This is a genomic window from Castellaniella defragrans 65Phen (assembly GCF_000612685.1).
Lineage (GTDB): Bacteria > Pseudomonadota > Gammaproteobacteria > Burkholderiales > Burkholderiaceae_B > Castellaniella > Castellaniella defragrans.
The window spans coordinates 3,052,131-3,078,757 of the sequence record NZ_HG916765.1 but is presented as its reverse complement, the minus strand read 5'-3'; the positions used below and the strand labels follow the sequence as shown (position 1 = coordinate 3,078,757).

Annotated in this window: 24 protein-coding genes; 13 read left to right on the top strand and 11 right to left on the bottom strand. The window is 67.3% G+C overall.

Features of this window, described 5'->3' with window-relative positions; translation table 11 throughout:
• Positions 1–3: 3 nt before the first annotated feature.
• The 13 genes from BN940_RS13720 (at position 4) to BN940_RS13660 (ending at position 13,533) form a co-directional block, all read left to right on the top strand.
• Positions 4–591, top strand: coding sequence for a cytochrome c oxidase subunit 3 (locus tag BN940_RS13720; RefSeq protein ID WP_043687373.1), 588 nt, complete (start codon positions 4–6; stop codon positions 589–591).
• A gap of 32 nt (positions 592–623) precedes the next feature.
• The gene (locus BN940_RS13715; protein WP_043683934.1) at positions 624–3,395 is read left to right on the top strand and encodes a helix-turn-helix transcriptional regulator; all 2,772 of its coding nucleotides are present in this window, start codon (positions 624–626) and stop codon (positions 3,393–3,395) included.
• A gap of 20 nt (positions 3,396–3,415) precedes the next feature.
• Positions 3,416–4,558 (top strand): acyl-CoA dehydrogenase family protein, encoded by a 1,143-nt coding sequence (locus BN940_RS13710; RefSeq protein ID WP_148304973.1) that lies wholly within the window; start codon positions 3,416–3,418, stop codon positions 4,556–4,558.
• Between the two features lie 41 nt (positions 4,559–4,599).
• Positions 4,600–6,036: an aldehyde dehydrogenase gene (locus tag BN940_RS13705; RefSeq protein WP_043683932.1), complete on the top strand. Its 1,437-nt coding sequence runs from the start codon at positions 4,600–4,602 to the stop codon at positions 6,034–6,036.
• A 250-nt stretch (positions 6,037–6,286) separates the two neighbouring features.
• Entirely contained in the window at positions 6,287–6,739 is a 453-nt protein-coding gene (locus BN940_RS13700) for a MarR family winged helix-turn-helix transcriptional regulator (protein ID WP_043683931.1), read from the top strand.
• A gap of 115 nt (positions 6,740–6,854) precedes the next feature.
• Positions 6,855–7,604, top strand: coding sequence for a hypothetical protein (locus BN940_RS13695; RefSeq protein WP_043683930.1), 750 nt, complete (start codon positions 6,855–6,857; stop codon positions 7,602–7,604).
• A gap of 14 nt (positions 7,605–7,618) precedes the next feature.
• Positions 7,619–8,209 (top strand): cytochrome c oxidase subunit 3, encoded by a 591-nt coding sequence (locus tag BN940_RS13690; protein WP_052355876.1) that lies wholly within the window; start codon positions 7,619–7,621, stop codon positions 8,207–8,209.
• Between the two features lie 5 nt (positions 8,210–8,214).
• Positions 8,215–8,475, top strand: a complete 261-nt coding sequence (locus BN940_RS13685; protein WP_043687360.1) for a cytochrome C oxidase subunit IV family protein — start codon at positions 8,215–8,217, stop codon at positions 8,473–8,475.
• Positions 8,476–8,615: 140 nt separating this feature from the next.
• Positions 8,616–9,248, top strand: a complete 633-nt coding sequence (locus BN940_RS13680; RefSeq protein WP_148304972.1) for a TetR/AcrR family transcriptional regulator — start codon at positions 8,616–8,618, stop codon at positions 9,246–9,248.
• Between the two features lie 271 nt (positions 9,249–9,519).
• Positions 9,520–10,734 carry a phosphotransferase family protein gene (locus BN940_RS13675; protein ID WP_043683925.1) on the top strand — a complete coding sequence of 405 codons (1,215 nt, stop codon included), beginning with the start codon at positions 9,520–9,522 and terminating at the stop codon, positions 10,732–10,734.
• The gene (locus BN940_RS13670; protein ID WP_043683923.1) at positions 10,731–11,279 is read left to right on the top strand and encodes a hypothetical protein; all 549 of its coding nucleotides are present in this window, start codon (positions 10,731–10,733) and stop codon (positions 11,277–11,279) included. Before BN940_RS13675 ends, BN940_RS13670 begins: the two co-directional genes overlap by 4 nt.
• A gap of 9 nt (positions 11,280–11,288) precedes the next feature.
• Complete coding sequence (locus BN940_RS13665; RefSeq protein ID WP_043683921.1) at positions 11,289–12,293, top strand: DUF7064 domain-containing protein; 1,005 nt, start codon at positions 11,289–11,291, stop codon at positions 12,291–12,293.
• A 34-nt stretch (positions 12,294–12,327) separates the two neighbouring features.
• Positions 12,328–13,533: a linalool dehydratase/isomerase domain-containing protein gene (locus tag BN940_RS13660; RefSeq protein ID WP_043683919.1), complete on the top strand. Its 1,206-nt coding sequence runs from the start codon at positions 12,328–12,330 to the stop codon at positions 13,531–13,533.
• A gap of 160 nt (positions 13,534–13,693) precedes the next feature.
• On the opposite strand, the gene BN940_RS13655 is transcribed toward BN940_RS13660, so the two are convergent.
• The 11 genes from BN940_RS13655 to BN940_RS13605 form a co-directional block, all read right to left on the bottom strand.
• Positions 13,694–14,188 carry an acyl-CoA thioesterase gene (locus tag BN940_RS13655; protein ID WP_052355874.1) on the bottom strand — a complete coding sequence of 165 codons (495 nt, stop codon included), beginning with the start codon at positions 14,186–14,188 and terminating at the stop codon, positions 13,694–13,696.
• Between the two features lie 94 nt (positions 14,189–14,282).
• Entirely contained in the window at positions 14,283–14,570 is a 288-nt protein-coding gene (locus tag BN940_RS13650) for a cytochrome C oxidase subunit IV family protein (protein ID WP_084330696.1), read from the bottom strand.
• Between the two features lie 24 nt (positions 14,571–14,594).
• Positions 14,595–15,215, bottom strand: a complete 621-nt coding sequence (locus tag BN940_RS13645) for a cytochrome c oxidase subunit 3 (RefSeq protein WP_052355873.1) — start codon at positions 15,213–15,215, stop codon at positions 14,595–14,597.
• On the bottom strand, positions 15,212–15,952 hold the full coding sequence (locus BN940_RS18045; protein ID WP_052355872.1) for a hypothetical protein: 741 nt from the start codon (positions 15,950–15,952) through the stop codon (positions 15,212–15,214). The genes BN940_RS13645 and BN940_RS18045 overlap by 4 nt, the downstream gene beginning before the upstream one ends.
• 151 nt (positions 15,953–16,103) lie before the next feature.
• A complete protein-coding gene (locus BN940_RS13635) occupies positions 16,104–17,225 on the bottom strand; it encodes an NAD(P)-dependent alcohol dehydrogenase (RefSeq protein WP_043683915.1) in 1,122 nt (373 codons plus the stop codon).
• A 121-nt stretch (positions 17,226–17,346) separates the two neighbouring features.
• Complete coding sequence (locus BN940_RS13630; RefSeq protein ID WP_043683914.1) at positions 17,347–18,909, bottom strand: acyl-CoA synthetase; 1,563 nt, start codon at positions 18,907–18,909, stop codon at positions 17,347–17,349.
• Positions 18,910–18,967: 58 nt separating this feature from the next.
• A complete protein-coding gene (locus tag BN940_RS13625) occupies positions 18,968–19,756 on the bottom strand; it encodes an enoyl-CoA hydratase/isomerase family protein (protein WP_043683913.1) in 789 nt (262 codons plus the stop codon).
• Entirely contained in the window at positions 19,753–21,762 is a 2,010-nt protein-coding gene (locus BN940_RS13620) for an acetoacetate--CoA ligase (RefSeq protein ID WP_084330695.1), read from the bottom strand. The genes BN940_RS13625 and BN940_RS13620 overlap by 4 nt, the downstream gene beginning before the upstream one ends.
• 39 nt (positions 21,763–21,801) lie before the next feature.
• A complete protein-coding gene (locus tag BN940_RS13615) occupies positions 21,802–24,165 on the bottom strand; it encodes an efflux RND transporter permease subunit (RefSeq protein WP_084330694.1) in 2,364 nt (787 codons plus the stop codon).
• Between the two features lie 16 nt (positions 24,166–24,181).
• Positions 24,182–25,162, bottom strand: a complete 981-nt coding sequence (locus BN940_RS13610) for a WD40/YVTN/BNR-like repeat-containing protein (protein ID WP_158386301.1) — start codon at positions 25,160–25,162, stop codon at positions 24,182–24,184.
• A gap of 91 nt (positions 25,163–25,253) precedes the next feature.
• Positions 25,254–26,609 (bottom strand): DUF1329 domain-containing protein, encoded by a 1,356-nt coding sequence (locus tag BN940_RS13605; protein ID WP_043683912.1) that lies wholly within the window; start codon positions 26,607–26,609, stop codon positions 25,254–25,256.
• Positions 26,610–26,627: the final 18 nt, after the last annotated feature.

Here is a 26,627-nt window from a genome sequence, read left to right as displayed (position 1 = left end):
CCGATGGCTTCGACCGCGCAATCCATCCGGAAAAGGCTGCCGGGCAGCGCAGGGTTCTGGTTCTTCATCGCAATCGATGCGCTGCTTTTCATCCTGCTCTTCGCGTCCTACGCATACGACCGGCTCGGCGATGCCGAACAGTTCCGGCGCGCCAGGGCGGCCCTGCATCCGGTTCCGGGGGCGATCGGCACGGTGCTGCTGCTGGCCAGCGCATGGCATGCCGTGCGCGCGGTCCATGCCGCCAGGGAGGAGGGCGCGGGCGTCGCGGGCGTCGTCTACAGCCGCCTGGTCCTGGCCCTGCTGTGGGGCGCCGGCTTCCTGGTGTGCATGTCCTTTCAATACGCGGGCCTGATCGGCGCGGGGGCCGGCCTGACGACCGGCGGCTTCCACATGTACTTCTTTTCCCTGACGGGCGCGCTGCTCGTCCATCTGCTCGCGGGCATGGCCGCCCTGATCATGATCGTGCGCAGGACGACCGACGAAGGCCTGCGGGACGGGAAATATCTCCGCTTCATCGAAAGCGGGGCCGTGTATTGGCAACTGGTGGTCCTGCTCTGGATCGCGGTCTTCGCGCTCCTTTACGTGTGGTGACGCCGCCTCCGGGCGGCCGGTAAGGAATGGACATGGACTACGCCGGAACCGCAGCACCTGGAACCTTCGCCGCCGTGGAGAGCGCCGCGCACGACCGGCGGCGCCCGGCGGCGCCTTTCCCCCGGGCCATCGAGACCCATGCCATCCGGCACTTCTCCCATTTCGCCTCCTTGCCGCCCGTTCTGCTGGTGCTGGCGCCCTCCGGCTACGGCAAGACGCTGTTCATCTCCTCCGTGGCGCGCTCCCTGGGCAGCCAGGGGTGCAGGACGCCGGTCTTTCCGTCGGATGCGGGCGCGCCCGCGTCCGAACCCATGCTCCGGCGGGTCGAGCGGGCGCTCGGCTGCGAGGCCGGCGCGGGCGCGGTGACGGCTCGGGATGCGTCGATGGCCGGCTGGCCCGCGCGGATCGATGCCATCCTGTGGGCGATGGAAGCCATCGAAGACGACGTCGTGCTGTTCTTCGATGGTTTCGAGCCCGCGCGCGACCGCACGCTCGATCCCCTGATCGAACGCGTGGCCGCGGGCGATCTGGCGCGGGTGCGCATGGTCTTCGCCTGTACCGAACTGCCCGTGGATCTCGTGCACAAGGTGCGCCTGCTCGGGGGCATCCACGAAATCGGGCCGATCGAACTGAGCCTCGGCCATGAAGAAATCCGCGCGCTGTTCTCGAACGCGCCCACCAATCCGGTCGTGCTCGGCAGCGAACAGCTTGCCGCCGTGGCGGCCCTGACCGAGGGCTGGCCCGCGGCGGTCCGTCTCGTGCACGTCGCCATGTCCGCCTGCGGCGCATCCGATGCGACGCGCCGCAGGGAAGGCTACGAATTGAGCCTGACGGATACCTTGTCCCGCCAGGTCCTGGACGCCCTGGAGCCGGCGGCCGTCCATTTCCTGCTCGAGATCGCGGAGCTGGAATGCTTCGATGCGGAACTCTGCGTCTACATGCTGGGCGATACGCGCGTGGGGGAAACGCTGGCCGCGCTGGTGCGCAACAATACGATGATCGTCCCCGCCGCCGGCCGGCCCGGGTGGTACCGCCTCCATCATCTGTTCCGGGATTATCTGCGCCGCGAGCGCCGCTCCTCCCGCCCCGAAACGGAACGCAAGGCGCTGCTGTCGAGGGCGCTGCGCTGGCACCACCGGCACGGCTATCACCACGATGCGCTGGAATTGGCGCTGGCGATCCGCGAGGGCAGGCAGGCGGGCGGATTGCTCGCCGAGTGCGCGCAACTGCTGGTGCGCGACCAGGGCCAGCCGCATTCCTACATCGCCGCCTACGAACGCCTGCAGGCGCTGGACGCCAGCCCGGCGAACGAGGCCGCGTACTGGTACGTATGGGCCATGGTCTTTGCGCGGCAATACGAAAAGGCCTATCGGGCCCTGGCGTCGATCCCGTCCGGCGACGCCGCGCAGGACGCCGGCGGGGCCGCGGACGCCGCCGATGGCCGGATGCTCCTGCGCAAGGAAGCGCTGCTGTCCGTCATCCTCTTTTCCCTCGACCGGGTGTCCGAGGCCCGCCTGCGCAGCGAATGCTGGCTGAATGCCGACGATGGGCTCGATCCCTTCGAGACCGCGGGGGTCTGCTGCGTGGTCGGCACCGCGGGCATCGCGGACCTGGATTTCCAGACCGCCCGGCACGGCATCCTGCGGGCCCGCATCGCCATGAGCCGCACGGACAGCGCATACGGCATGGCCTGGATCAGCTGCCTGGAAACCCTGCTCGACCTCGAAGAAGGCGATGCGCCGCTGGACCCTTCGGCCCTGGAGGACGCGATGGAGCGGGCCGGCCGGGCACTGGGCCCGAATTCGCCCATCCTCTCGACCATGGACATCATGATGGCGCGGATCGCCCTGGATCGGGGGGATCCCGACCTGGCGCGCGCCTGCGTGCTGCGCGGCCTGGGCCAGGCCAGGCAGCATGGCTTCATCGAGACGGTCCGGATCGCCCTGGGCGTGGCGGTCCGCCTCTGGGACGGCCGCCAGGATTCGGTCTTCGCGCCTGCCCGCCTCGAAGAGATCGTGACCAGCTTTCCCGCCCGCCTGCAGGTGATGCATGATTGCGCGGTCCTGGTCCGGCTCGTGCGTCTCGGCCTCGACCAGGCCGCGGCCGATTGGGTGCGGCGGCAGAACCTCGAACCGCTGCTCGATGCGAGCCAGCCGGATTTCCCGGCGGGCCGGCTGGCCAGCGTCCAGCGCGCCTTGCTGGCCGCGCGCATCGCCTGGCGCATGGCGCGGCGGGATTTCGATGCCGCCCATGCCCTCGTCGAAGCGGGGCTGCGCACCGCGCTCAAGTCGGTCTGCGCGCCGTGGACGGTCCACCTGCTGCTGGTCCAGGCGCAGATCCTCCAGGCCACCGGCCAGCCCGCCCAGGCGGGCAAGGCGTTCCTGCGGGCGGTCGGGCTGGCCGCGCCGCGCAATCTGTATCAGCCCTTCATCGAATATGGCGACGTCATCCGCACGCTGGTCGCGGCCGACGAAAAGAAGCAGCGGGCGCTGGTGGTCGAGCAGGAACGCGGCTTTCTCGGCGAATTGCGCCAGCGGCTCGGCCTGGCGGATGACGCCGGCGCCGGCGCGGGACCGGCGGGGCGGGCCGATCAGGACGTCGGGTCCGAGGCGCCGACCGTGCGCGAGATCGAATTGCTCGGCTACGTCGCCCTGGGCCTGTCGAACCAGGGGATCGCGGATCGGCTGGACCTGACCGTCGGCACGGTGAAGTGGCACTTGCACAACCTGTACGCGAAGCTGCGGGTGCGCAACCGGTCGGGCGCGATTTTCAAGGCCAGGCAGGCGGGCCTGCTGCGCCGCTGAACTCTCTCATGGAAGGTTGCATGCTCCCTCATCGAGCGGTCTACGACCCGGAACATCGGGATTTGCGCGATACGGTGCGCCGGTTCGCGCAGGCGGAAATCGCGCCGCACTTCTCGCGCTGGGAGTCGGCCGGCCTGGTCGACCGGGATTACTGGACCAGAGGCGGCGCCGCGGGATTGCTCTGCCCCCAGGTGCCCGAGGCCTACGGCGGCGCGGGCGGCGATTTCCGCTTCAATGCGGTGGTCATCGAGGAGCTCTGGTATGCGGGATACGCGGGGCCGGGCGCGGATTTCTCGGTGCACAGCGACGTCTGCTGCGGCTATCTCCTGTCTTTCGGCACGGAGGCGCAGAAGCGCACCTGGCTGCCGCGCATGGTCTCCGGCCGGACGGTGTGCGCCATCGCCATGACCGAGCCCGGCACCGGCAGCGACCTCCAGGGCGTGCGCACCCGCGCCGTGCGGGATGGCGACCATTACGTGGTCGATGGCCAGAAGACCTTCATTTCCAACGGCCAGCACTGCGATCTGGTGATCGCCGTGGTGCGCACGGGAGGCGAAGGCTCGGCCGGCATGAGCCTGCTGCTGATCGAAACCGATCGGCCGGGCTTCCGCCGCGGGCGCAATCTCGACAAGCTCGGCCATCTCTCGGCCGACACCTCGGAGATGTTCTTCGATGGCGTCCGCGTGCCGGTGGCGAACCTGCTGGGCGAGGAAGGCCGGGCCATGGCCCATCTCATGGGGGAACTGCCCCAGGAGCGGCTGACCATCGCCCTCCAGTCGATCGCCGCCGCGCAGAAAGCCTTCGATCTCACCTGCGTCTACGCGCACGGGCGCAAGACGTTCGGCAAGGCCGTCGCCGAATACCAGAACACCCGCTACAAGCTGGCCGATCTCAAGGCGGACCTGGCGGTCGGCTGGGCCTTCATCGACCAGTGCCTGGCGCGCCACGTCGCCGGGCAGCTGAGCTCGCAGGACGCCTCGACCGCGAAACTCTGGTGCTCCGAGATGCAGGGCCGCGTGGTCGATCAATGCGTGCAGCTGCACGGCGGCTACGGCTTCATGCGGGAATACGAAATCTGCCGCCTGTATGCCGATGCGCGCGTGCAGCGCATCTATGGCGGCACCTCCGAAATCATGCGCGAACTCATCGCGCGCAGCTTGTAGCGTCGCCCCGTCACAGACAAATCACTCAGGAGACACCCTCGATGACCATCGATCACCAGCACATCTTCGTCGGCGGACAGTGGATCGCCCCGAAATCGACACAGCGTTCAAACATCCTCAATGCTTCGACCGAAGAACTCGTCGGCAGCGTGCCGAAATGCAACAACGAGGACATGGACCGCGCGGTGGCCGCCGCGCGCGAGGCCATGCGCAGCCTTGCCTGGGCCGGCCTCGACGGGAAGGGCAGGGCGCAGCATCTGCGGCGATTCGCCGACGCGGTCGAGCGGCGCGGGCAACAGCTCGCCCGTTCCGTCAGCCTGCAGAACGGCATGCCCATCAACGTGGCCGACCAGCTCGAATCGGCCTTTGTGGTGAGCCTCCTGCGCTATTACGCCTCGTTGGCGGAGAACCTGGTGGAAGAAGAGGCCCGGCCGTCGCCGACCGGCTCGACCACGCTGGTGCGCCGCGATCCGGTGGGGGTGGTCGGTGCGATCATCCCCTGGAACTTCCCGGTCGCGCTGTCGATCTTCAAGATCGCGCCCGCGTTGGCGGCCGGCTGCGCGGTGGTCGTCAAGCCCTCATCCGGCACCGTGCTCGACAGCTATGTCCTGGCCGAAGCGGCGGCCGAGGCCGGATTGCCGCCCGGCGTGATCAACTGGGTGCCCGGCGATCGCGGGATCGGCTCGCATCTGGTCAGCCATCCCGGGGTGGACAAGGTGGCCTTCACCGGCTCGACGTCGGCCGGCCGCATCATCGCCGAGGCGTGCGCACGCCTGCTGCGTCCCGTCACGCTCGAACTCGGGGGCAAGTCCGCCGCGATCGTGCTCGAGGATGCGGACCTCGATGCGCTGATCCGGAGCCTGCCCATGAGCTCGGTACTCAACAACGGCCAGGCCTGCTTTTCCTGCACCCGGATTCTCGCCCCGGCCGGGCGATATGACGAAGTGGTCGATGCCATTGCCGGCGCGGTGAGCGCCTACTCCGTCGGCGATGCGCTCGACCGTGCGACGGTCGTCGGCCCGATGGCCTCGGCGGCCCATCGCGACAGTGTGCAGCGCTATATCGAACTGGGCACCGGAGAAGCCCGGCTCGTCGTTGGCGGCGGCCGGACGTCGCAGGACCGCGGCTGGTTCGTCCAGCCCACGGTTTTTGCCGATGTGGACAACCGTTCCCGCATCGCCCGCGAAGAGATCTTCGGGCCGGTGCTCTCGATCATCCGCTACGAAGGCGAAGACGAGGCCGTCGAGATTGCCAACGACTCCGAGTACGGATTGGGCGGGACCGTCTGGTCCACCGATCATGATCATGCTGTGACCATCGCCCGGCGCATGGAAACCGGCACCGTTGGGATCAACGGCTATATGCCTGACCTGAATGCGCCTTTCGGCGGCGTGAAATCCAGCGGCATGGGGCGTGAACTCGGGCCGGAATCGATTGGCGCCTACCAGCGTTACAAGTCAGTGTACCTGCTTGGCTAGGATGGACGGACACCAGGGAACCTTTGAATCACAGGCTTTCTAGCGGTTCCGAAGGCCTGGCGGCCAGCCGCGCGGCTGGCCGGCGCCCCCCTTCTTCTCGCTCTTTTCAAGCCGCGTTGTTCTTTGTGAACTGTTTTTTGAGCGCGATAGTTTATCGATAAATTATAGGTGTTCTATGAACGGACAGCTTCGGCTTTTCAAGGTTGATTCCAGTACCCCCCGCATGGCCAGGGCGTTGCCGGATTTGCCTATGGACGGCACCGTGATGGTCCGTCTGCTGCGCATCTGCGGCGCTGGCCTGAACGATTTCTTCGAACCGGTGTTTCGCTCGGCGGGGCTATCCGAACATTCCTTCCACGTGCTGTGCCTGCTGACTGCCAGCGAGCATGGCACCGCCTCGCCCAGCGAATTGAGCGAAATGGTGGGCACCAGTCGTTCGAACATGACCCGCATTCTCGAAGAACTTCGGCGCGATGGCTGGATCGAGCGTGCGGTCACGTCGCACGATGGGCGCCGCCACGAGATCTCGGTCACCTCTTCGGGACGCTCCAAGGTGCGTGCCACGGTGCCGTTGATCGCGGAACCCATCCGGCGCGCGTTTTCCGACCTCGAACCTGAGGAATTCGCCGTGCTCGGCAAGCTGATCCGCAGACTTGTCCTGTCCTTCGACAAAGGGGCGATCTCGATTGAGGCCGCAGCCTGATTCACCCGTTTTTTTCTCGCAGTACCTCACACGATCAATGGAGACATGCCATGAATGAGAGAACCAGCCTCGGGGGGCCGATGGCCTCGCCGTACCGCCGTGCGCATCCTCGCCGATGAGCGAAAACGAACGATCCAGTCTCAACCTTGAACTGATCAGTGCCTGGTGTGGCCCGGCTTTCGCCATCGGCCTAGTCATTTTTTTCGGGATTTTCGGCTTCAACCTGCCGTCGCCTCCCTCGCCGGCGCTGGGCGCGGAGGCGATCGCGGCACGCATCAACGACAATCTCGGCAACATGCGCGTGGGTTGGGTGGTGGCGCTGCTGGTCATGAGCTTGTACATGCCGTGGACCGCCCAGATCGGCACTCAGTTGGCGCGTCTGGAGCGCCACTCCCACACCATGACCAATCTGCAATTGATAGGCGGCGCGCTGACTGTGTTCGTGATGTGCTTCGGCATGGTGTGCTGGGCCACGGCGACCTTCCGGCCGGAAATCGATCCCGTGGTACTGCGCATGCTCATCGACATGGGCTGGCTGGGGATCGAGCTGCAATGGATACTGACCACCATGCAGATGGTCGCGATGGCGCTCGTCGGCCTGTCCGACAAGCGCAAGACGCCGCTGTTCCCCCGCTGGGTATGCTTTCTGTCGATCTGGTGCAGCCTGAGCTTCGCTCCGGCCAGCCTGACTATGTTCCTGAAAACCGGCCCCTTTGCGTGGGATGGCGTACTTAGCTACTACCTTCCCTGGGCCGCGTGGCTGATCTGGTGCCTGGTCGTCTCCGGCTACATGGTCCGCGATGTGATGCGCCGCATGCCGCTGGCCGATGATGCGGTGGATCGTCGCGTCCGCGCACATTCCTGAACGGAGACCTCGCCATGAGTCATATTGCAATGCCCGCTCACGCTGCCCCGCAGCGACCGACCCTGCCGGGGGACCAGGGTGTATGGATGTTCATCTGTGGCGAACTGTTCATGTTCGGCGCATTTTTCATCGTCTACATCTCCGACCGCTCGCAGGCCATCGAATTGTTCAACCGCTCTCAGCTCGAGCTCGACCAGTTCATGGGCGCGTTCAACACGGTGCTGCTGGTGACCAGTTCGTGGTGCGTCGCACGGGCGGTTGCCGCCGTGCGCGCGGGCCATGACAACAAGGCGGCCCGCCTCTTGCTGGTTGGCATGCTGCTCGGTCTGGGGTTCCTGGTGGTCAAGTATCTGGAGTATTCCGCCAAGTTCGCCGTCGGCATCACCATGATGACCAACGAGTTCTACATGTTCTATTTCGTCTTCACCATGGTGCATGCCGCGCACGTGCTGGGCGGCTGCGCCATCCTGGCCCTGTTGTGGCGCAAGACGCGCGCCGGCCGCTATCGCCACGATATGACCGGCCTTGAAACCGGCGCTTCCTACTGGCATCTGGTCGATCTGATCTGGCTGGTCATGTTCCCCCTCCTCTACTTGCTGCGATGAACATCATGAAAACACACTCAATGTACCGTCTCGATCTTGGCTGGCTGCTGCTGATCGGGTTGACCGTCGCCGGCTACGCCCTGCGCGTCGAGGCGGCCGCCGACGTCCTGGTCGGCCTGGCGACGCTGGCCATCGCCTATCTCAAGGGCAGGCTGGTGGTGCTGGACTTCATGGAATTGCGCCACGCGCCGCGCGCATGGCGCGGCATCTTCGAGGGCTGGCTGCTGCTGGTGACCGCGGTGCTGATCGCCGTCTATGCCGCCTGACGGCCCCGCCTCGTCCCGCCCAGCCCCGCCATCCGCCCGCGCCATGCGGTTCTCTTTGAACCCCATGGCGCGGGCCATTACACTATCGGCACGCAGCACGGAGGGAGCCGTGCGCCAACGTCGTTCAGAATGAAGGCATCGTGACCAGCAGACCGAGACGATCCCGCAGCCGCACGCCCAGGGCGTCCCTCGACGATCGGCTCCTGGCGGCGATGGAACGCCTGCTCGAAAATGGCCAGGGCTTCTCCGCCATCACGGTCGAGGAACTCGCGCGGGAGGCCGGCATATCCCGCGCCACGTTCTATCTCCATTTCCGCGATCGGGGCGAACTGGTCGCGCATCTGATGGGCCGGCTCACCGAGGATGTGGTCGGCAGCGCGGGCGACTGGTTCGCGGCCAGGGGGCAGTCCGGCCCGCAGACGGTGAAGCAGGCGCTGCGGGGAATCGTCACCACCTTCCACAAGCACCACGCCATCGTGTCCGCGGTGGCCGCGATGGCCGGCCAGGACGAGACGGTGGCAGGCCTGCACGAGGACATGATGCGGCAGCTGTGCGAGCGCAGCCGGCGCGCGCTCGCGGCGGTCAAGGCGGACAGCCCCCCGGGCGGCGTGTCCTGGGACAGCGTGGCCGACGTGCTGACCTGGTGCGTCGAGCAATACTGCGTCCGTTTCGCGGGCCAGTGCGACCCGGCGCAGCTCGATGCGCTGATCGATACGTTCGCGCACATCTGCAACAGCGCGATCTTCTCCCCGGATCAGTCCCGCGCGCGCTGATCCGTCCTCCGGCCGGGCTGTCCGGGTCTTCCCTCCGGACCTGCCCGGGCTTCCCATTGAACGTTTTGTCGGTGATCCATCGGATCGCCGCGCATGCGCCGTTTCCAGCGCCGTACCCCGCCCTGGGCGGAGGCGTCCCAGCCAGGAATAGACAGTATGTCTATTTTTATAGACGAAGTGTCTATTCTTCTCTATGATATGCACACATACAATAATCTAGCCTCCTTTCGCGGATTTCCGCAAAGGGCGGCCACGAAGGAGACGTCAAGCCATGCCGGCCATCGACAAGCGCCATCTGGCGGATGCCGAGATCGAGCGCATCCGCCGCGCCTACCGCGTCGAGCGCACCATAGACGAGGCCCTGACCTGGAAACTGCTGCGGCGGCGGGGTCCCGATTACCGGCCGCCGCAGATCGGCGAACTGGAGGTCCGGCTCGGGAACTTCCTTTCCAGCCGGGTCTCGGGTCCGTTCCGGATCGACGAGCTGCGGCGCCTGCCGGGCGGGGGCTCGAAAGAGATGTTCCGTTTCCGCCTCCGGCGCGTCGAAGGCGGGGGGACGCAGGTCGAGGAAGACCTGATCCTGCGCATGGCGCCGGGCGAGTCCATCGTCGAAACCCATCGCCAGCGCGAATTCGACGTGCTTTCGGCGATGGACGGCGTGGTTCCCGTGCCGCCGGTCCATTGGGTCGATGCGGACGGCTCCGCGCTGGGCAGCCCGGGCATGGTCTGCGGATTCGTGGCCGGCGTCGCCGCGCCGACGCCCGTGCAGGGCGAGGGGGGCCGCATCAGCGGCATCGGCGCGGGGTTCCCCGCGGGGCTGCGCGAGCGCCTGTTCGAGGACTTCGTCGATCACCTCGCGGCCATTCACCGGTTCGACTGGCGCGCCGCCCGCCTGGCCTCGTTCGATGTCCCTTCCGCCGGCACGACGGAAGCGGCGCACCTTGCCCTGGACCATTGGAGCCGGGTCTGGGCCGAGGATGCCTTCGAGGAGCATCCCGTCATCACCCTGGCCGCTCAGTGGCTGCGGGAGCATCTTCCGGTCGCCGACGAAATCCGGCTCGTGCACAACGATTACCGCAACGGCAATTTCCTGTTCGACGAAGCAAGCGGCAGGATCACGGCGATCCTCGACTGGGAACTGGCCCGCCTGGGTGATATCCACGAAGACCTCGCCTGGGTGCTGTTCCCGGGCTTCGCCGCGCAGGACGAGCAGGGGAATCCGCTGATCTGCGGGCTGGGCACGCGCGAAGCCTTCCTGGATCGCTATCAGCGGAAATCCGGCATCGCGGTCGATCCGCGGCGCCTGCATTACTACACGGTCCTCAACCTCTACAAGCTCGCCGTCCTGGGCTCGGCCACCAACGCGCGCGCCGCGGCGGACGGCCAGACCCATCTCGACGTGATGATGAATTTCAGCACCGGACTGGGGTATGGCGCGCTTGCCGGCCTCTACCGGATCCTCGATGCCACGGAGGCCCGTCCATGACGCCCGATGTCGATCAGTACCTGCGCAGCATGTGCAAGGCCATGTCCGGAATCATCTTGCCGGAGCTGGAGGGCAAGCCCTTCGCCCGCGAACAGGCGGGTCTCGTGCTGGCCACGCTGGAGCTGCTGGCCGAGGTCCAGGAACACCAGTTCGCCTATGCCAGGCAGGAGTTGGCCGATTTGCGCCAGCTGTTCGATGCCTGGCGGCGGCTGCGGCCGGACAGCGGCGATGCGACTTTCTGGACCGCCCTGCATGAGAGCGGCTGCGCGGCCGGCGAGGCCGGGCCGCGCGAACTGCGCGAGCTGATCGCGCATTGGAAATCATGCCTGCGCACGCTGATGGAAGGGTGGCCTCCGTCTCCCGGCAGCGAACTTCGCATCCTGCTGGACCGCTGCATCGAGCGGCAGCTGGCGCGCGAAACCGCCTGGCTGCGGCGCACGGGATTCATTCCCGGCGCCGCGGACGTGCCGCATGTCTCGACCGTTCTGGCGCATCAGGCGCGCGCCCCCTTGGATCACTGCGCCGTTCATTCCCCATCCGCATAGGAGATCAGCATGATCAAGCAGGAAGACATCGAGTTCCACACCCCCGCCGGCGCCGACTACCTGTGGGCCGAAACCAATTACTTCAGCATCTCGATTCCCGAAGAACGGCTGCTGGCTTCGGTCTACGTCGTCCATCGCAAGGGCCTGGGCGTGATGTCGGCCGACGTGGCCATCCATGGCGCGCTGGTCGATACGCGCGCCGAGTGCCTGTATGTGGACAATCACCAGCATCTGCCGGCCCCGGAGCGCCTTTCCGACGTGCGGACGCCCACCGGCCTGCGGATCCAGGCTTTCAGTCCGCGCGACTACCGGATCGACTATGCCGGCTTCGACGACACCGGGATCCACGTCGATTTCAAGGGGCTGATGGAGCCGTTCGACATCCATGACCCCGCCCACAGTCCCAAGGCCACCACGGACGCGGTCAAACGCATCGAAGGCTCCGGCTTCGGCACGGGCTACGGCGGCCACTTCGATTTGACCGGCCGCATCACGGGAACGCTGAAGGTGCGCGGCAAGGAATATCCGGTCGACTGCATCGAGACCATGGACCACAGCTGGGGGCCGCGTCCCGAGACGCACATGCCGGGCATCGGCTGGCAGCATGCCCACTTCGGCGAGGACCTGGCCTTGCACTGGATCGTCCTGTGCGACTACGAGAAGCCGGTGGGCCGGCAGCAGACCCTGGCCCACGGCTACGTGCTCGACCAGGGCGAGGTCTACGGCCTCACCGATCTCAAACTGCGCACCGTGCGCACCGGCGTGGTCACGTGCGCGCACGAGTTCGAGGCGACCGACGTGCGCGGCAAGACATGGCGGATGTATGGCAGTGCCGAGGTCGGCGCGCCCTGGGTCTGCTACGTCAGCACTATGGTCTACATCGCCCTGATGCGCTGGACGCTGCCCGACGGACGGGTGGGCCATGGCGTCTCCCAGGAGAACCAGTCCGTCCAGAGCCTCAACCGGCAGCGGGGCAAGCACTGGACCGAGCCTTCATCGAAGATCACGTCCTGAACCCGGCCCCGGGCCATTCCCCAGAGGAGACGACATGCGACTGAACATGCGGTTCACATTGAAGACGACGGCGATTGTGTCGGCCGCCGCCCTGCTGGCCGGTTTCGGGCCGCCGCCCCGCGCGGCGGAACTGCCGCCGGGGCGGCTCGCCACCACCGAGGACTATTTCGCGCAGCAGGCGAAGCAGGCCGTCACCCCCGACGTGATGGCCCAGCTGGCCTACATGAACTACATCGATTTCATCTCGCCCTTCTACAGCCGGGGCTGCTCCTTCGAGGCCTGGGAGCTCAAGCACACGCCGCAGCGGGTCATCAAGTATTCGATCGCCTTCTATGCGTATGGCCTGGCCAGCGTGGCGCTCATCGACCCGAAGCTGCGTGCGCTCGCCGGCCATGACCTGGACATCGCGGTCTCCAAGATGAAGTGCAAGCGGGTCTGGGGCGACTGGGAGGAAGACGGGTTCGGCACCGACCCGATCGAGAAAGAGAACATCATGTACAAGGGCCACCTGAACCTGATGTACGGCCTCTATCAGCTGGTGACCGGCAGCCGCCGGTACGAAGCCGAGCATGCCCACCTCACCCGCATCATCCATGACGAGATCGCGGCCAACCCCTTTGCCGGCATCGTCTGCGAGCCGGACAATTATTTTGTCCAGTGCAATTCGGTCGCCTACCTGAGCCTGTGGGTCTATGACCGGCTGCATGGCACCGACTACCGGGCGGCCACCAGGGCCTGGCTGGATTTCATCCAGAAGGACCTGATCGATCCCGAGCGGGGCGCCTTCTACCTGTCCTATCACCCCGAGTCCGGCGCGGTGAAGCCGTGGATCTCGGCGTATACGACAGCCTGGACGCTCGCCATGGTGCACGGCATGGACCCCGCCTTTTCCGAGCGCTACTACCCCCGGTTCAAGCAGACCTTCGTCGAGGTCTACGACGAGGGCCGCAAGGCCCGGGTGCGCGAGACGGCCGGCACGGACGACGCGGATGGCGGGGTGGGCCTGGCTTCGGCGTTCACCCTGCTGCTGGCCCGCGAGATGGGCGACCAGCAGCTCTTCGACCAATTGCTGAATCACCTGGAGCCGCCGGCCAAGCCGAGCATCGTCTCGGCCTCGCTGCGGTACGAGCATCCCGGCAGCCTGCTGTTCGACGAGCTGCTGTTCCTCGCCAAGGTGCATGCCGGCTTTGGCGCCCTGCTTCGGATGCCGCCTCCGGCGGCCAAGCTCGCAGGGAAATAAGGGGGACGCGGCGGCCTGCGGGCCGCCGCGTCCTTGACCGGTTTCCTCGGCCGGATCTCCCAGCCGGATTCCCCGACCGGTTTCCTCGGCCGGACCTCTCAGCCGGCTTCATCGGCCGGCTTCATCGGCCAGGTTTCTCGGCCGGGTTTCTCGGCCGGGTTCATCGGTCGAGCAGATAGGCCGAGAGCCGGGCCCGTACTGTCTCCGGGACCGGTTGCGGCGTCCGCGCCGCCTCGTCGATGTGCACGATCACCGAATCGGCGGTGGCCACGCAGCGCTCGCCGACGAAGACGCCGTGGACGATCCGGCAGGAACTGGTGCCGAATTCCAGGATGCTGGTGCCCACGTCCACGGTCGCCGGCCAGTGGACCTCGCCGTGGAAATTGGTGGCCATGCGCGCCACCAGGAAGAGCGCGCGCAGGGGCGCGCCCGGTTCGAGGAAGGGCTGCAGCATCGCGGTGCGGCCGATCTCGCAATAATTGGTGATCGACAGGTTGTTGACGTGGCCGAGGTGGTCGGTGTCCGACCAGCGGACGCGTTCCGACAGCCAGTGTCTGTGTATCGCGCGCCGACCGAGGAATCGGCCGAACGCGACGGGGTCCGTGGTGTCCATCGGGGCGGTCCCGTGCCGCTGCGCCGTCGTGCCGCTGTTCATGTGCCGCCGCTCATCCGCCGTCGTCCGTGTGTCGTTGCCCGTGTGCCGCTGTCCATGTGCCGCTGTCCATGTGCCGTCGTCCATGCGTCGCCGCTCATCCGAGATAGAGCGCCATGAGCGCGGCGCACACGGCGATGATCCAGGCGTCGAAGCCGTGGCGCAGCCACCAGGGCGCATGCTTCAGTTCCATGAACTGGTACCCGACCAGCCAGGTCTTCGCGAATGCGATGAGCAGGACGCCCGCGGTCGCCAGGCGCATGGGCGCCTGCGCCGTCTGGATCGCATGGCCGAGCCACCAGCCGACGAGCGTGGAGCCCACGAGAACGAGCCAGGCCAGGTTGGTGCCATCGCGCAACGCGCCGGGTTTTCCGCAATCCATCATGCTTCTCCTTCGGGTCGGGTGGCTTCAGATCAGGTAGAACAGCGAGAACAGGGCGATCCATAGAAGATCGACCAGGTGCCAGAACGTGGCGCCGCTCTCGATGGTGCGGATGTCCCGGGGCCGCAGCTCGGCGCGCCGGCTCTTGCCGCGGACGACCAGCAGCACGGCCAGGCCGACCAGCACGTGCACCAGGTGGATGCCGGTGAAGACGAAGTAGTACATGAAGAAATCGTTCGTGCCCGGCCCGATCCCCGCCGACAGCTTGTTCCCCCATTCAAAGTTCTTGTTGACCACGAACAGCAGCCCGCACAGGATGCCCAGGGAAAAGTAGCGGCTGACGGTGCCGTCGTGCGCCGTCCGGCATTTCCCGACTCCCTTGGCGACGAACCAGGAGCCCGTCAGGAGCAGGAAGGTGTTGACGACGGCGACCCACATGTCGAGGGACGCGCGCGACTGGGCGAACACGTCGGCCTGCTGCTTGTCCCCGAGTGCGATGACGATGAAGAAGGCGGCGAAGACCAGGAGGTCTCCGGCCACGAACAGCCAGATGCCGAGTTCTCCCGGGATGTGCCTGCCCGCCGGCGGGGCGGCGCGGTCGCCCCCCGCCGCGATCCCCCGTCTGGCCTGGGACCTCGCCTGGCTCATGACGCGGTCCGCCGGGCGGCGGGTTCGTTGCCGGCGCCGCGGGCCACGCGCAGCAGGGCGAAGGACATGACCCAGATCCAGCCGAAATAGGCGATGTAGGGAATCCACAGGGCGACGATGCCGTGCCAGGCGAAGGGGCCGTCCTTGAAGAACAGGATGAGCTGGCCGGGGACGTACAGCAGGGCGGCCCACAGGTTGAAATAGCCGACCCAGCGCGGGAACGGTTCCTGGCCTTCTTCCGACAGAAGGATCGACAGGGCGATCATGACGCACCAGCCGCCGAACAGCGGCACCGAAAAGAGCGCGCAGAAGTAGGCGAAGTCCATCAGCATCAGCATGGCGGCCGGCGCGTAGGTCTCGGGACGGAACACCATCAGGCCCCAGGCGAAGGCCACCAGCAGGGCGATCACCATCCCGCCCGCGGTGAACACCAGCTGGAGGTAGGAAAAGGCGGGATTGACCTCGAAGCGCCGGGTCTGCGCGGCGATGCCGGCGCCGTAGGAGCCGAACAGGGCGAACGAGGTCATCATGATGACCGAGGAAATCCGGATGTCGAACAGGTTTTCGGTGAATACCCTGGCGACTTCCTGGGGCGCGGAATTGGCTTGCAGCATGGACGGGATCATGCCGCCCAGCCAGACGCCGCCGATGATGAAGAGGATGACGGCGATGATGCCGGACCAGCCGCTGAACCGCATGGTCTTCCGAAAGAGCGGATCGTCGTTCACATGGTGCATGGTTGTCTCCTGGAGTTGACGTAGGTTGTTGTGAGGTTGTTGTGGGTTGTCGTTGGGGTGTCGTGGGTGGTCTTGGGGCCGTTGCCGTGGTGCCGTTGCCATGGATTCGTGGTGCCGGGAATCGCGTGCGCTGTGGGGAGTCGCGCCCTGCTCAGAACACCAGCACCGGCTTGATCGCCTCGCCCTTCTCGGTGGCGTGCAGGGCCTCGTTGATCTGGTCGAAACGGTAGCGGGTGATCAGCCGGTCGAACGGGAATTTGCCCGCGCGATGGAAATCCAGCATGCGCGGGATGAAGCGCTGCGGGTCCGCGTCGCCCTCGGTGATCGGGCGCAGGGTGACGCTTTTGCTCAGCAGATCGAGCAGGGTCGCCGGCACCGGGGCATCGGGCGCCGGCAGTCCGACCATGCCCACGGTGCCGCCCGGCAGGGTGCAGGCGATCGCGCTGCCGATGACCGGGGGCAGGCCCGTCGTGTCCAGCGAGTGGGTCGCGCCGCCGCCGGTGGCCGCCTTGATCGCGGCCACCAGGTCGCCTTCGGCGTGCGGGTCGAGGGCATGGCTGGCGCCCAGTTCCAGGGCCAGGGCCCGGCGCGCGGCATTGGGCTCGATCACCACGACCCGGTCCGCCCCGACGGCGCGCGCGCCCAGCAGCGCGCTCAGGCCGACGCCGCCACCGCCGAAGATGGCCAGGGACTGGCCCGGGCCGATCCCCAGCGAATTGATCGCCGCGCCCGCGCCGGTCTGGATGCCGCAGCCCAGCGGGCCCAGCAGTTCCAGCGGCAGGTCGTCGCCGACCTTGACCGCATTGATTTCGCGCGCCACGGCATGCGTGCCGAACGAGGACTGGCCGAAGAACATGCTCTGCACGGGATGGCCGGCGCCGTCCAGCACCTGGCCGCCGTCCACGCGCTGCGCGCCGCCGAAGTTCAGGGGCAGCATCTGCAGGCAGTTCGACGGATGGCCGTCGTGGCAATTGCCGCAATGCCCGCAGGAATTGAAGGACAGCACGACCCGGTCGCCGGGCTTGAGCGTGCGCACCTGCTCGCCCACCGCCTCGACGGTGCCGGAGCCTTCGTGGCCGAGCACGATCGGCAGCGGCACGGGAAATCCGTCGCGGCACACCAGGTCGGTGTGGCAGACGCCCACGCCGGCGATGCGGATCAAGACCTCGTCGCCTTTGGGCATGCTGATGCGCACGGGCTCGACCGCGAGCGGCCCGCCGACCTGGCGCAGCACGGCGGCCTGCGCGGAAATGAAATCCTGGGTGTCGTTCATCGTTGAGTGTCTCCTGGTTGCTGTGGCGTATGGATCCGGGGCGTCCGGATCCGGGGCATTGGTCGGGGCGTCCGCAGGGGCGTCCACAGGGTCGTCCATGGATGCGTCCGGATCCGTGGCCTCACGTTTCCGCCATTTCCCTGAACTGCTTGCGCAGGGTGGCCTTGAGGATCTTGCCGCTGGGCGTCATGGGCAGATGGTTTGCGAAGACGACCTGCTTGGGGGCCTTGTAGGCGGCGATCAGCCGGCGGCAGTGGGCGATGATGTCTTCCGCGGTCGGGCACGCGTCCGCGGCCGGCACGACGATGGCGACCACCCGTTCCCCCCACTGGCTGTCGGGCAGGCCGATCACGGCGACCTGCGAGACGCCGGGATGCTTGCTGATGGCCGATTCCACCTCGGTCGAATACACGTTCTCGCCGCCGGTGATGATCATGTCCTTGGTGCGGTCGACCAGGTACAGCAGGCCGTCCTGGTCGCGGTAGCCCGCGTCGCCGGTCATGTACCAGCCGTCCGAGAATGCCGCGCGGGTCAGTTCGGGCTTGTTCAGATAGCCCTTGAACAGCGTGGGCGAGCGCACGAGGAATTCGCCCACCTCCCCGTCGGGCAGGGTGTCGCCGGAAGGGGAAACGACCTTGACTTCGATCAGCGGGACCGGCGAGCCGCAGGACTTGAGCTTCTTCTCGGCGGCGAGGTCGTGCTGCTCCGGGCGCAGCAGGGTGATGGCGCCGCCGGATTCCGTCGCGCCGTAGAACTGCATGAAATCGCAGTGGATCGTCTGGATGGCGCGGCCCAGCAGGCCGGCCGTGATGGGCGAGCCGGCATACATGATCAGGCGCAGCGAGGACAGGTCCGCCTTCGCCGCGTCGGGGTGGTCGATCAGCATCTGGATCGTGGTCGGCACCAGGCAGCAGACGGTCGCCTTGTCGCGTTCGATCGCGGCCAGGACGCTGCCGGCCTCGAAGGCGGGCAGGATGGTGAGCGGCACGCCGTTGTAGAGCCCCTGCAGCGACAGGCCGGTGCCGACCATGTGGAAGTTCGGCATGACGAGCATCATGATGTCGTCCGGCCGCCAGGCGAGCGAGGGCTCCAGATGCTCGCACAGGCGCATGTAGTTCAGGCCGCCGTGGGTCAGCTGCACCCCCTTGGGCTGGCCCGTGGTGCCGGAGGTATACAGCAGCAGCGCGGTGTCCTCCGGCCGGATCGCAAGGCGGGGATCGGCGTCGCTGCACTGCGCCAGGCCGTCCGCCAGTTCCGTGTCCTGCGCGCCGGCCGAGTCGAATGCGATGGAGGCCGCCGGCGGGGCGCCGGCTTCGATGGCCTGCCGCAGCGCCTCGGCGTATTCGGCATCGACCAGGATCGTCTGGGGCCGCGCGTCCTGCAGCACGGCGGCCTGTTCCGGCGCGGCCAGCCGCCAGTTCAGCGGCAGCAGGGCGCAGCCGGCCTTGTTCGCGCCGAAGATCGCGATGAAGTATTCGATGGAATTCTTGCCGAAGAAGGCGACGATGCCGCCGGGCGGCACGCCGCGCGCGATCAGCAGGTTGGCGAGCCGGTTCGATGCCAGGTCGAGCTCCCGCCAGCTCATTTTCCGGGTCGCGCTCATCAGGGCGACCCGGTCGCCGGCCGTACGCGCGTAGTGGCGGGGGATGTCCGCCAGAGAGGTGATCTCGGTGTGCAGCCACATATGTCCTGTCCCCTATGTCGTTTCCATGTCGTTTTATGAATGAATGCCTTTCCAGGGCTCAGCCGCCGACGAAGCGGGGCCGGCGCTTTTCCACGAAGGCGCGGATGCCTTCCCGGGCATCGGCGCTGCGGGCGACGGCGGCCAGCCCCTGGGCCTCGTCCTCGAGCTGGGTTTCGAGCGATTGGCTGAGCACCGTGGCGAAGAGGCGGCGGATCTCGCCGAAGGCACGCGTGGGGCCCGCGGCCAGCCGCGCGGCCATCGCCTCGGCGGCGGCGGACAGCGCGTCGTCTTCGACCACGAAATCGACCAGCCCTGCGGCGCACGCCTGCTCCGCGTCCAGGGTTTCCCCGCAGATCAGGAAGCGCCGCGCGCGGGCGTGGCCCATGCGCGAGGTCAGCGACCTCGACGCGCCCGCGTCGCAGGAGAATCCGATGCCGGGATAGGCCGCGCCGAGCACCGCCGTGCGGCTGGCGTAGACCACCTCGCAGCTGCCGACCAGGGCCGTCGCGCCGCCCATCGACATCCCGTGCACGGCGGCCACCATCGGCGCGTCCAGGCGGGCGAAGCGCGCCATGCCCGTGTGCAGCGCGGCGGTCCATTCGCGGATGCGTTCGGGCAGCGCGTCGAGCTGGCCGGCGAACAGGCGGATGTCTCCGCCGACGCTGAAGGCCTTGCCCTTGGCGGCGAGCAGGATGGCGCGCAGGTCGGTGCGCGCGGCGAGCTCGCCCGATGCGGCCAGCCAGTCGCGGCAGAACGCCGCGTTGAACGGGTTGCCGAGGTCGGGCTGGTTCAGGGTCAGGCGCGCGATGCCGGCGTCGATCGCCAGGGTGATCGTCTCGTAGTTCATGGCTGGTCTTCCGCGAGCGAGGGGGCCAGGTGGCGGAATTGTTCCAGCGCCTCCGGGTTGGCCAGGGCGCCGGTGTTCCTGACCTCCTGGCCGTGCACCGCCTGGCGGATCGCCAGCTCCACGATCTTGCCGCTCTTGGTGCGCGGAATGTCCTGCACCTGCACCACCCGCTTCGGCACGTGGCGCGAGGTGGTGTTGTCGCGGATCTGCCGCTGGATGCGTGCGACCAGGGCATCGTCCAGCGTCAGCCCGTCGCGCAGGCGGACGAACAGCACGACGCGCACGTCGGTGGGCTTGTCGGGGGGCCAGCTTTGCCCGATCACGGCCGACTCCAGGACTTCCTCGATCTGGTCCACCTGGCGGTAGATCTCGGCGGTGCCGATCCGGATCCCGCCGGGGTTGAGCGTGGCGTCCGACCGGCCGTAGATGATGAAGCCGCCGTGCCCGGTGACTTCGCAGAAGTCGCCGTGGCACCAGATGCCCTCGAAGCGCGAAAAATAGGCTTCGTGGTATTTGCGCCGGTCCGGATCGTTCCAGAAATAGAGGGGCTGCGTGGGGAAGGGGACGGTGCAGACCAGCTCCCCTTTCTGTCCACGAACGGGGCGGCCCGCTTCGTCGTACACGTCCACCGCCATCCCCAGCTGCTTGCACTGGATCTCGCCGCGCCATACGGGCAATGCGGGGTTGCCGCCGACGAACGCGCCCAGCAGATCGGTGCCGCCGGAGATCGAGGCGATGTGCACTCCCGGCTTGATGGCGCGATAGACGTAGTCGTAGCCTTCGGCCATCAGGGGGCTGCCGGTCGAGAACAGGACCTCGATGGAGGCGGTGTCGTGCGTGCGCAGGGGGGCGAGATCGTACTTGGCGCAGGCTTCGAGGAATTTCGCCGAGGTGCCGAAATGGGTGAAGCGTTCGGCCTGCATGTAGTCGAACAGGATCTGCTTGTCCGCGGCGAAGGGGCTGCCGTCGTAGAGCATCAGCGCCGCGCCCGTCGCCAGGCCGGAGGCCAGCCAGTTCCACATGACCCAGCTGCAGGTGGCGAAGTAGAACAGGCGCGAGCCCTCGCGGACGTTGCCGTGCAGCTGGTGTTCCCTGAGGTGCAGCAGCAGCGCGCCGCCGGCGCGGTGGACGATGCACTTGGGCACGCCCGTCGTGCCCGAGGAAAACACGATGTACAGCGGATGGTCGAACGGCAGCTGCTCGAACCGGATGTCCCGCGCCGCCGCGTGCGGGGCGGTGAAGGCGTCGAGCGTGACGAGGTCCCGGATGCCCTGGTCGGCGGGGTCCAGCCCCAGGTAGGGGCAGAGCACCACCGTGCGGACGCTGGGCAGCGCCTGGACGATCTCGCCGAGCTTTTCCAGGCAGGCGTGCGACTTGCCGTTGTAGTAGTAGCCGTCGGTAGCGAACAGCATGACCGGCTCGATCTGGCTGAAACGGTCCAGCACGCCCTGCGGGCCGAAATCCGGCGAGGCCGAACTGAAGATCGCGCCGATGCTGCTGGCCGCGAGCATGGCGATGATCGTGTCGGGGCTGTTCGGCATGAGGGCGGCCACCCGGTCGCCGGCGCCGACGCCCCGGGCGCGCATCGCGGCCGCCAGCCTCGCCACCGCGGCGTACAGCTGGTCGCGCGACAGGCGCCGCTTGATCCGGTCTTCGCCCCAGAACACCAGCGCGTCGGCGTCGCCGCGGTGGCGCAGCAGGTTTTCGGCGAAATTCAGCCTGGCCTGGGGAAACCAGCGCACGTCCTCCATCGATCCGCCCTGTTCCAGAACGATCATGCCCCGGGCGCCGGCCACCACGCCGCAGTAGTCCCACAGGCCGCACCAGAATTCGTCCGGGTGCTCGACCGACCAGCGGTGCAGGGCGTCGTAGTCGTCGAAGCGTCTCGCGTGGCGGGCTTCCATGGCGGCGGCGAACCGCGCCATGTGGCTGGCCGCGACCGTCGCGGCGTCGGGCGCGGTCGCCGCGCCTCGCGGGAGCGCATTCGGATCAGCGCGCAGGGGCATTTTCGATCTCCGGGTGCATTGGGTGGATGGCCTCCCTGCTCACAGGTTGCGGGTCTTGCCGAACAGCAGGACGGCGAAGGCGGGCATGAGCAGGATGGCGCCGAACAGATTGACCATGAACATGAAGGCCAGCAGGATGCCCATGTCGGCCTGGAACTTGAGCGCGGAGAAGGCCCAGGTCATGACGGACAGCGTCATCGTGACGGCCGTGAACACGGATGCGGTGCCGCGCTCCTTAAGGGATTCGACGAAGGCGTCCCTGAGCTTGAGGCCGTGCTCCCGCATCTCGTGCTTCATGGATTCAAACAGGTAGATGCCGTAATCGACCCCGACCCCGACGGCGATCGCCACCACGGGCAGCGTGTTGACCTTGACGCCGATCCCCAGGGCGGCCATCGTCGCGTTGCACAGCAGGGTGACGAGGGCGAGCGGCGCCACGATGCACAGGGTGATGCGCAGCGAGCGGAAGATCACCAGGCACAGCAGCCCCACCGAGGTGAAGAGCGTGAAGTTCACCCACTTGTCGGCGCGCGCAACCACTTCGTTGGTGGCCGCGATGATGCCGACGTTGCCCGAGGCCAGGCGGAACTGCAGCGTGTCGGTGTCGTTTTCGGCCTTGAACGCCTTGATGCGGTCGATGATGTGATTGATCGTGGTGGCCTGGTGGTCGGTCGTGTAGATCGAGATCGGGATCGCCGTGCATTGGGAATTGCGGTATTCGTTGCCCAGCCGGGTGGCGACGCCGATGCCCTGGGCGATCTGCGGCGTGGATTCGGGCAGCATGCGCCAGGCGTACCAGCCTTCGGCGAAGTCCTGGGTCACGGCGGCGATGAACGAGGGCAGGCTGCGCACCGCGGCGACGCCGTCGGTCTGGCGCATGAGAAAGTCGAACTCGGCGATCTTGTCCTCGACGTCGCGCTGGACGCAGGGCGAGTCCTCGCCCTTGGCCTCGGCGATCACCTGCAGCAGGTCCACCCCGATGGCGAAATTGCTGGTGATGACGTCGACGTCGCGGTTGTACAGCGAGCTGTCCCTGAGCTCGGGGACGCCCTTGCCCAGATCGCCGACCTTCAGGTCGCCGACCTTCCAGATGCCGATGCCGGTGAGCGCCAGCGCGGCGAGGATGGGCAGCACCGCGCCCCGGCGCGTGGCCAGCACGCCGAACCGTTCCCACAGCGCGTAGCCCGCGGTCCTGTGGCTCTGCAGGCTGGCGATCTTCCGCTCCGAGAGGTGGATGTAGGACAGCATGGTCGGCAGCAGGATCTTGTTGGTCAGGATCATGACCGTGACCCCGATGGTCGAGATGTACGCCAGCTCGCGGACGATCTGGATGTCCACCACCGCGATCACCATGAAGCCCAGGGCGTTGGCCAGCAGCGCGGTGGCGCCGGGCACGAACAGCTTCAGGAAGGCGTTGCGCGAGGCGCCGATGCCGTCGTGGCCGTCCAGGACTTCCATCTTCCAGGCGTTGGTCATCTGGACCGCGTGCGACACGCCGATGGCGAAGATCAGGAAGGGGATGAGGATCGACATCGGGTCCAGGCCCATGCCGATGAGCGGCAGGGTGCCGAACAGCCAGACCACGGGGACGAGGGCCGCGATCAGCGCGCAGGCGGCGAGCCTGAAGGAGCCCGAATACCAGTACAGCAGCAGGGCGGTGACGAGGAAGGCGGCGGCGAAGAACACCAGCACGCTGGAGGCGCCCTCGGCGATCTCGGCGGTGGACTTGGCGAAGCCGATGATGTGCACCGAGACCTGGTCGTTGGTGTATTTGGCGCGGATGTCCTCCAGCTGCCGGCCGACGGCGTTCAGGTCGAGCGGCTGGCCCGTGTCGGGGTCGGTGGGCAGCAGGGTCGCCACGGCCATGGTCGCGGTCATGTCGGCCGAGACGATGCGGCCCACCCAGTCCGATTTCAGGACGTTGAGCCGGACCTGCTTCAACTGCTCCGGCGTGCCGGCGAAGTCTCCCGGCACCAGGTTGCCGCCCTTGAAGCCTTCCTCGACGACTTCGTTGTAGCGCACGTTGGGCGTGACCAGGGAGGTCAGCGAGCTGCGTTCGACCCCGTGGATGTAGAACAGGCTTTCCGTCACGCCGCGGATGGTGTCGATCGCTTCCTTGGTGTAGATGTCGCCCTGCTTGACCTTGATGGCCACGAGGACCTTGTCGGCGCCGCCGAAATCGGCCTTGTAGTCCTCGAAGGTCCGCATGTATTCGTGGTGGATCGGGATCATCTTGGAGAAGCCCGCGCTCACCCGCAGGTTCAGCGCCGACAGCCCCAGGCCCAGCGTCAGCAGGATCCCCACGATCAGCAGGATCAGGCGGTGGCGGAAGATCGCGGTGGCGATCCGGCGGCCGAGCCGTTCCTCGACCTTGCGGGCGCCCGCTTCATCGATGAGATGCATAGTGCCTCCAAGCGCCTTATTCATGATGCGCCGCAGTGGATTCCGCGGGAATCCGGCCCGTGGCCAGATAACCGACATAGACCAGTGCCCCGTCGGGGGCGTAGAGCGCCTTGGCCAGCGGCGTACCCTCGGGCATGGTGCGCAGCTTGAAGGAACGCCCGCCGTCGCTGCTGATCGCCAGCAGGCCGTTGTTGCCCGTCAGCACGACGCGGCCGTCGGCGCTCACCGTGCCGCCGTTGAGGGCGCTCTGGGAGCCCAGCGGAACGGCGCGCCAGCTGGCGCCCCGGTCCTCGGAGCGGAAGACGTGCCCCCGCATGCCGTAGGCCAGCAGGGCGCCGTCGCGCAACGCCAGCAGGCCGAAGAACGAGCCCTCGTAAGGCGAGGGGAGCGGCGTCCAGGTTTCGCCCTGGTCGGCGGACACCGCCAGGGTGCCGGCTTCGCCGCTCAGGTAGAGCGTGCGCCCGACCTCGATGACGTCGCTGATGTGCCACTGGAAATCCTCTCCGAGGATTTTCCGGCGCCGCCAGGTCCTGCCCTGGTCGTCGCTCTGGATGTAGAGGCCGTAGGCCCCGTAGGCGATGAGGCGCCCGCTGGAGAGCTGCAGCGCCCCCAGCAGCGAATCGTCGCCCACGGCGCCGACGACGATCTTCCGCCAGCTGTGGCCGCCGTCCGCGGTGCGCACGATCGTGCCGCCATGGCCCACGGCGATGGCCGTGTTCTGGTCGATGGGCAGCAGGCGCACCAGCGTCCGGCCGGTCGGCGCCTGCCGGCCCAGCCAGGTCTTGCCGCCGTCGGCGCTGCTCATCACGACGCCGCGCTCGCCCACGGCGAACAGTTCGCCATGGAAAAGCTCCAGGTCGAACAGCGCCGTGCGGTCCGCCTTGATGCGATCGGCGGAGAGGACTTCCGTCGGGCGGTGCGCGGCGCCCGCCGCGAGGCAGAGTTGCGCGCCGCACATCAGGAGCATGGCGAGCAGGGAACTTCGGACTGTGGTCATGCGCGTCATTACCTAGAGGGTTGGACAGGCACCCGCCGCGCGCCGGCTTGCCGGCGTGCGCGGAGGGTGCGCCATGGGGCGGAGCGGGGCGTCAGCGCACGCCGCGGCGGCGGATGGCTTCCGTGGTGAAGTCCTTGGCCTCGCCCTTGACGTTCCACTGATAGGCCGGCTGCGGCCGCTGGTTGGTCACGGCGGTCACCATGTAGTTGCCGTTGCTCAGGTCGGCCGTCACGAAGTTGGTCTGGAACATGACGCCGGCGTCATAGGCCTGGACCAGCGGATAGGTGTAGACCCGCCACAGATTGCCGCGCCCGTCGTAGCCGTCGGCGAGCGCGATGATGTGGCTGTCCTCGTCCAGGTAGAACACGCGCTTGGACAGGACGTGGGACATGCCGGGCTTGAGGGTCGCTTCCAGCACCCACACCCGATGCAGCTCCCAGCGCGTCAGCTCGGGCTTGAGGCCGCCCTTGTCGATCATGTCCGCGTACTTGAGCGAGGGATCCATCTGGCGGTAGGCGTTGTAGGGGATGTACATCTCCTTCTTGCCGACCAGATTCCAGTCGTAGCGGTCGATCGCGCCCTGGAATCCCCAGTAGTCGTCGGTGGTGCGCATGCCTTCGGTGCCGTCGTCGACGTTGTCGTAGGCCAGGTCGGGGGCGCGGCGCACGCGGCGCTGCCCGGCGTTGTAGATCCAGGCCTGGCGGCCCGCGCCGGGTTTGGTGTAGTCCACCGAGTCGCGGACCAGGTAGATGGTGCCCAGCAGGGTGGAGGGCGCGTCGTATCCGGCGTAGATCATGAAAGCCAGATTCTCCTCGTGGGGGACGACGTTTTGCCCCTGGACCATGTGCTCGCAGAAGCCCACGCGGTAGTAGTCGCCCGAGGCGCGCACCGGCAGCCAGTCGCGGCAGGCCTTGTAGCCGCCGAAATACTTGGTGGTCTGGTTGTAGATGGCCTCGACGCCGGTCTTGGGCACGGGGAAGGGCGTGCCGGGCACATCGTAGTTTTCGATGCCCAGGCCGACGATTTTCGCCTTGGCCGCCTTTTCCTTGGTGGCGGCGTAGATTTCGGGCGGGTTGGCGAAGGTCCGGTGCGTCTTGTAGACCGGCATGGCCTGGTTCGGGAATTTCTTCAACAGCGCGGCCATGCCGGGGGAGACCTTGTCGCCGTAGCTGTCGACGTTGGCGCCGGTGATCGTGAAGAGCGGCTTTTCGTCCTTGAAGGGATCGACGTAGCCCATCTTCGGGTCCCAGCCGGCGGGCGGCTGGGCCAGGCCGCCGGTCCAGGCGGGGATGGACCCGTCGGCGTTGCCGGCCATCTCCGCGCCGTTCGGCGTCAGGTCCTTGCCCAGGCGGGCGAGTTCGTCCGGGCTCATCTCGGCATGGGCCCCGGGCGCCAGCAGGCCGATCGTCAGGGCGCAGGCCAGCGCCGGAAGTGCGTGCTTCTTCATGTTCTGGTCTCCTCGGGG

Bases quoted from the DNA above. Each gene is read 5' to 3' on its own strand.
- BN940_RS13700 (WP_043683931.1), top strand. From the start codon at position 6,287: ATGGACGGCACCGTGATGGTCCGTCTGCTGCGCATCTGCGGCGCTGGC.
- BN940_RS13720 (WP_043687373.1), top strand. From the start codon at position 4: ATGGCTTCGACCGCGCAATCCATCCGGAAAAGGCTGCCGGGCAGCGCA.
- BN940_RS13675 (WP_043683925.1), top strand. From the start codon at position 9,520: ATGCCGGCCATCGACAAGCGCCATCTGGCGGATGCCGAGATCGAGCGC.
- BN940_RS13690 (WP_052355876.1), top strand. From the start codon at position 7,619: ATGAGTCATATTGCAATGCCCGCTCACGCTGCCCCGCAGCGACCGACC.
- BN940_RS13630 (WP_043683914.1), bottom strand. From the start codon at position 18,909: ATGTGGCTGCACACCGAGATCACCTCTCTGGCGGACATCCCCCGCCAC.
- BN940_RS13625 (WP_043683913.1), bottom strand. From the start codon at position 19,756: ATGAACTACGAGACGATCACCCTGGCGATCGACGCCGGCATCGCGCGC.
- BN940_RS13635 (WP_043683915.1), bottom strand. From the start codon at position 17,225: ATGAACGACACCCAGGATTTCATTTCCGCGCAGGCCGCCGTGCTGCGC.
- BN940_RS13650 (WP_084330696.1), bottom strand. From the start codon at position 14,570: ATGATGGATTGCGGAAAACCCGGCGCGTTGCGCGATGGCACCAACCTG.
- BN940_RS13645 (WP_052355873.1), bottom strand. From the start codon at position 15,215: ATGAGCCAGGCGAGGTCCCAGGCCAGACGGGGGATCGCGGCGGGGGGC.
- BN940_RS13610 (WP_158386301.1), bottom strand. From the start codon at position 25,162: ATGACCACAGTCCGAAGTTCCCTGCTCGCCATGCTCCTGATGTGCGGC.
- BN940_RS13655 (WP_052355874.1), bottom strand. From the start codon at position 14,188: ATGAACAGCGGCACGACGGCGCAGCGGCACGGGACCGCCCCGATGGAC.
- BN940_RS13660 (WP_043683919.1), top strand. From the start codon at position 12,328: ATGCGACTGAACATGCGGTTCACATTGAAGACGACGGCGATTGTGTCG.
- BN940_RS13665 (WP_043683921.1), top strand. From the start codon at position 11,289: ATGATCAAGCAGGAAGACATCGAGTTCCACACCCCCGCCGGCGCCGAC.
- BN940_RS13695 (WP_043683930.1), top strand. From the start codon at position 6,855: ATGAGCGAAAACGAACGATCCAGTCTCAACCTTGAACTGATCAGTGCC.
- BN940_RS13715 (WP_043683934.1), top strand. From the start codon at position 624: ATGGACTACGCCGGAACCGCAGCACCTGGAACCTTCGCCGCCGTGGAG.
- BN940_RS13605 (WP_043683912.1), bottom strand. From the start codon at position 26,609: ATGAAGAAGCACGCACTTCCGGCGCTGGCCTGCGCCCTGACGATCGGC.
- BN940_RS13685 (WP_043687360.1), top strand. From the start codon at position 8,215: ATGAAAACACACTCAATGTACCGTCTCGATCTTGGCTGGCTGCTGCTG.
- BN940_RS13705 (WP_043683932.1), top strand. From the start codon at position 4,600: ATGACCATCGATCACCAGCACATCTTCGTCGGCGGACAGTGGATCGCC.
- BN940_RS18045 (WP_052355872.1), bottom strand. From the start codon at position 15,952: ATGCACCATGTGAACGACGATCCGCTCTTTCGGAAGACCATGCGGTTC.
- BN940_RS13620 (WP_084330695.1), bottom strand. From the start codon at position 21,762: ATGCCCCTGCGCGCTGATCCGAATGCGCTCCCGCGAGGCGCGGCGACC.
- BN940_RS13670 (WP_043683923.1), top strand. From the start codon at position 10,731: ATGACGCCCGATGTCGATCAGTACCTGCGCAGCATGTGCAAGGCCATG.
- BN940_RS13710 (WP_148304973.1), top strand. From the start codon at position 3,416: ATGCTCCCTCATCGAGCGGTCTACGACCCGGAACATCGGGATTTGCGC.
- BN940_RS13615 (WP_084330694.1), bottom strand. From the start codon at position 24,165: ATGCATCTCATCGATGAAGCGGGCGCCCGCAAGGTCGAGGAACGGCTC.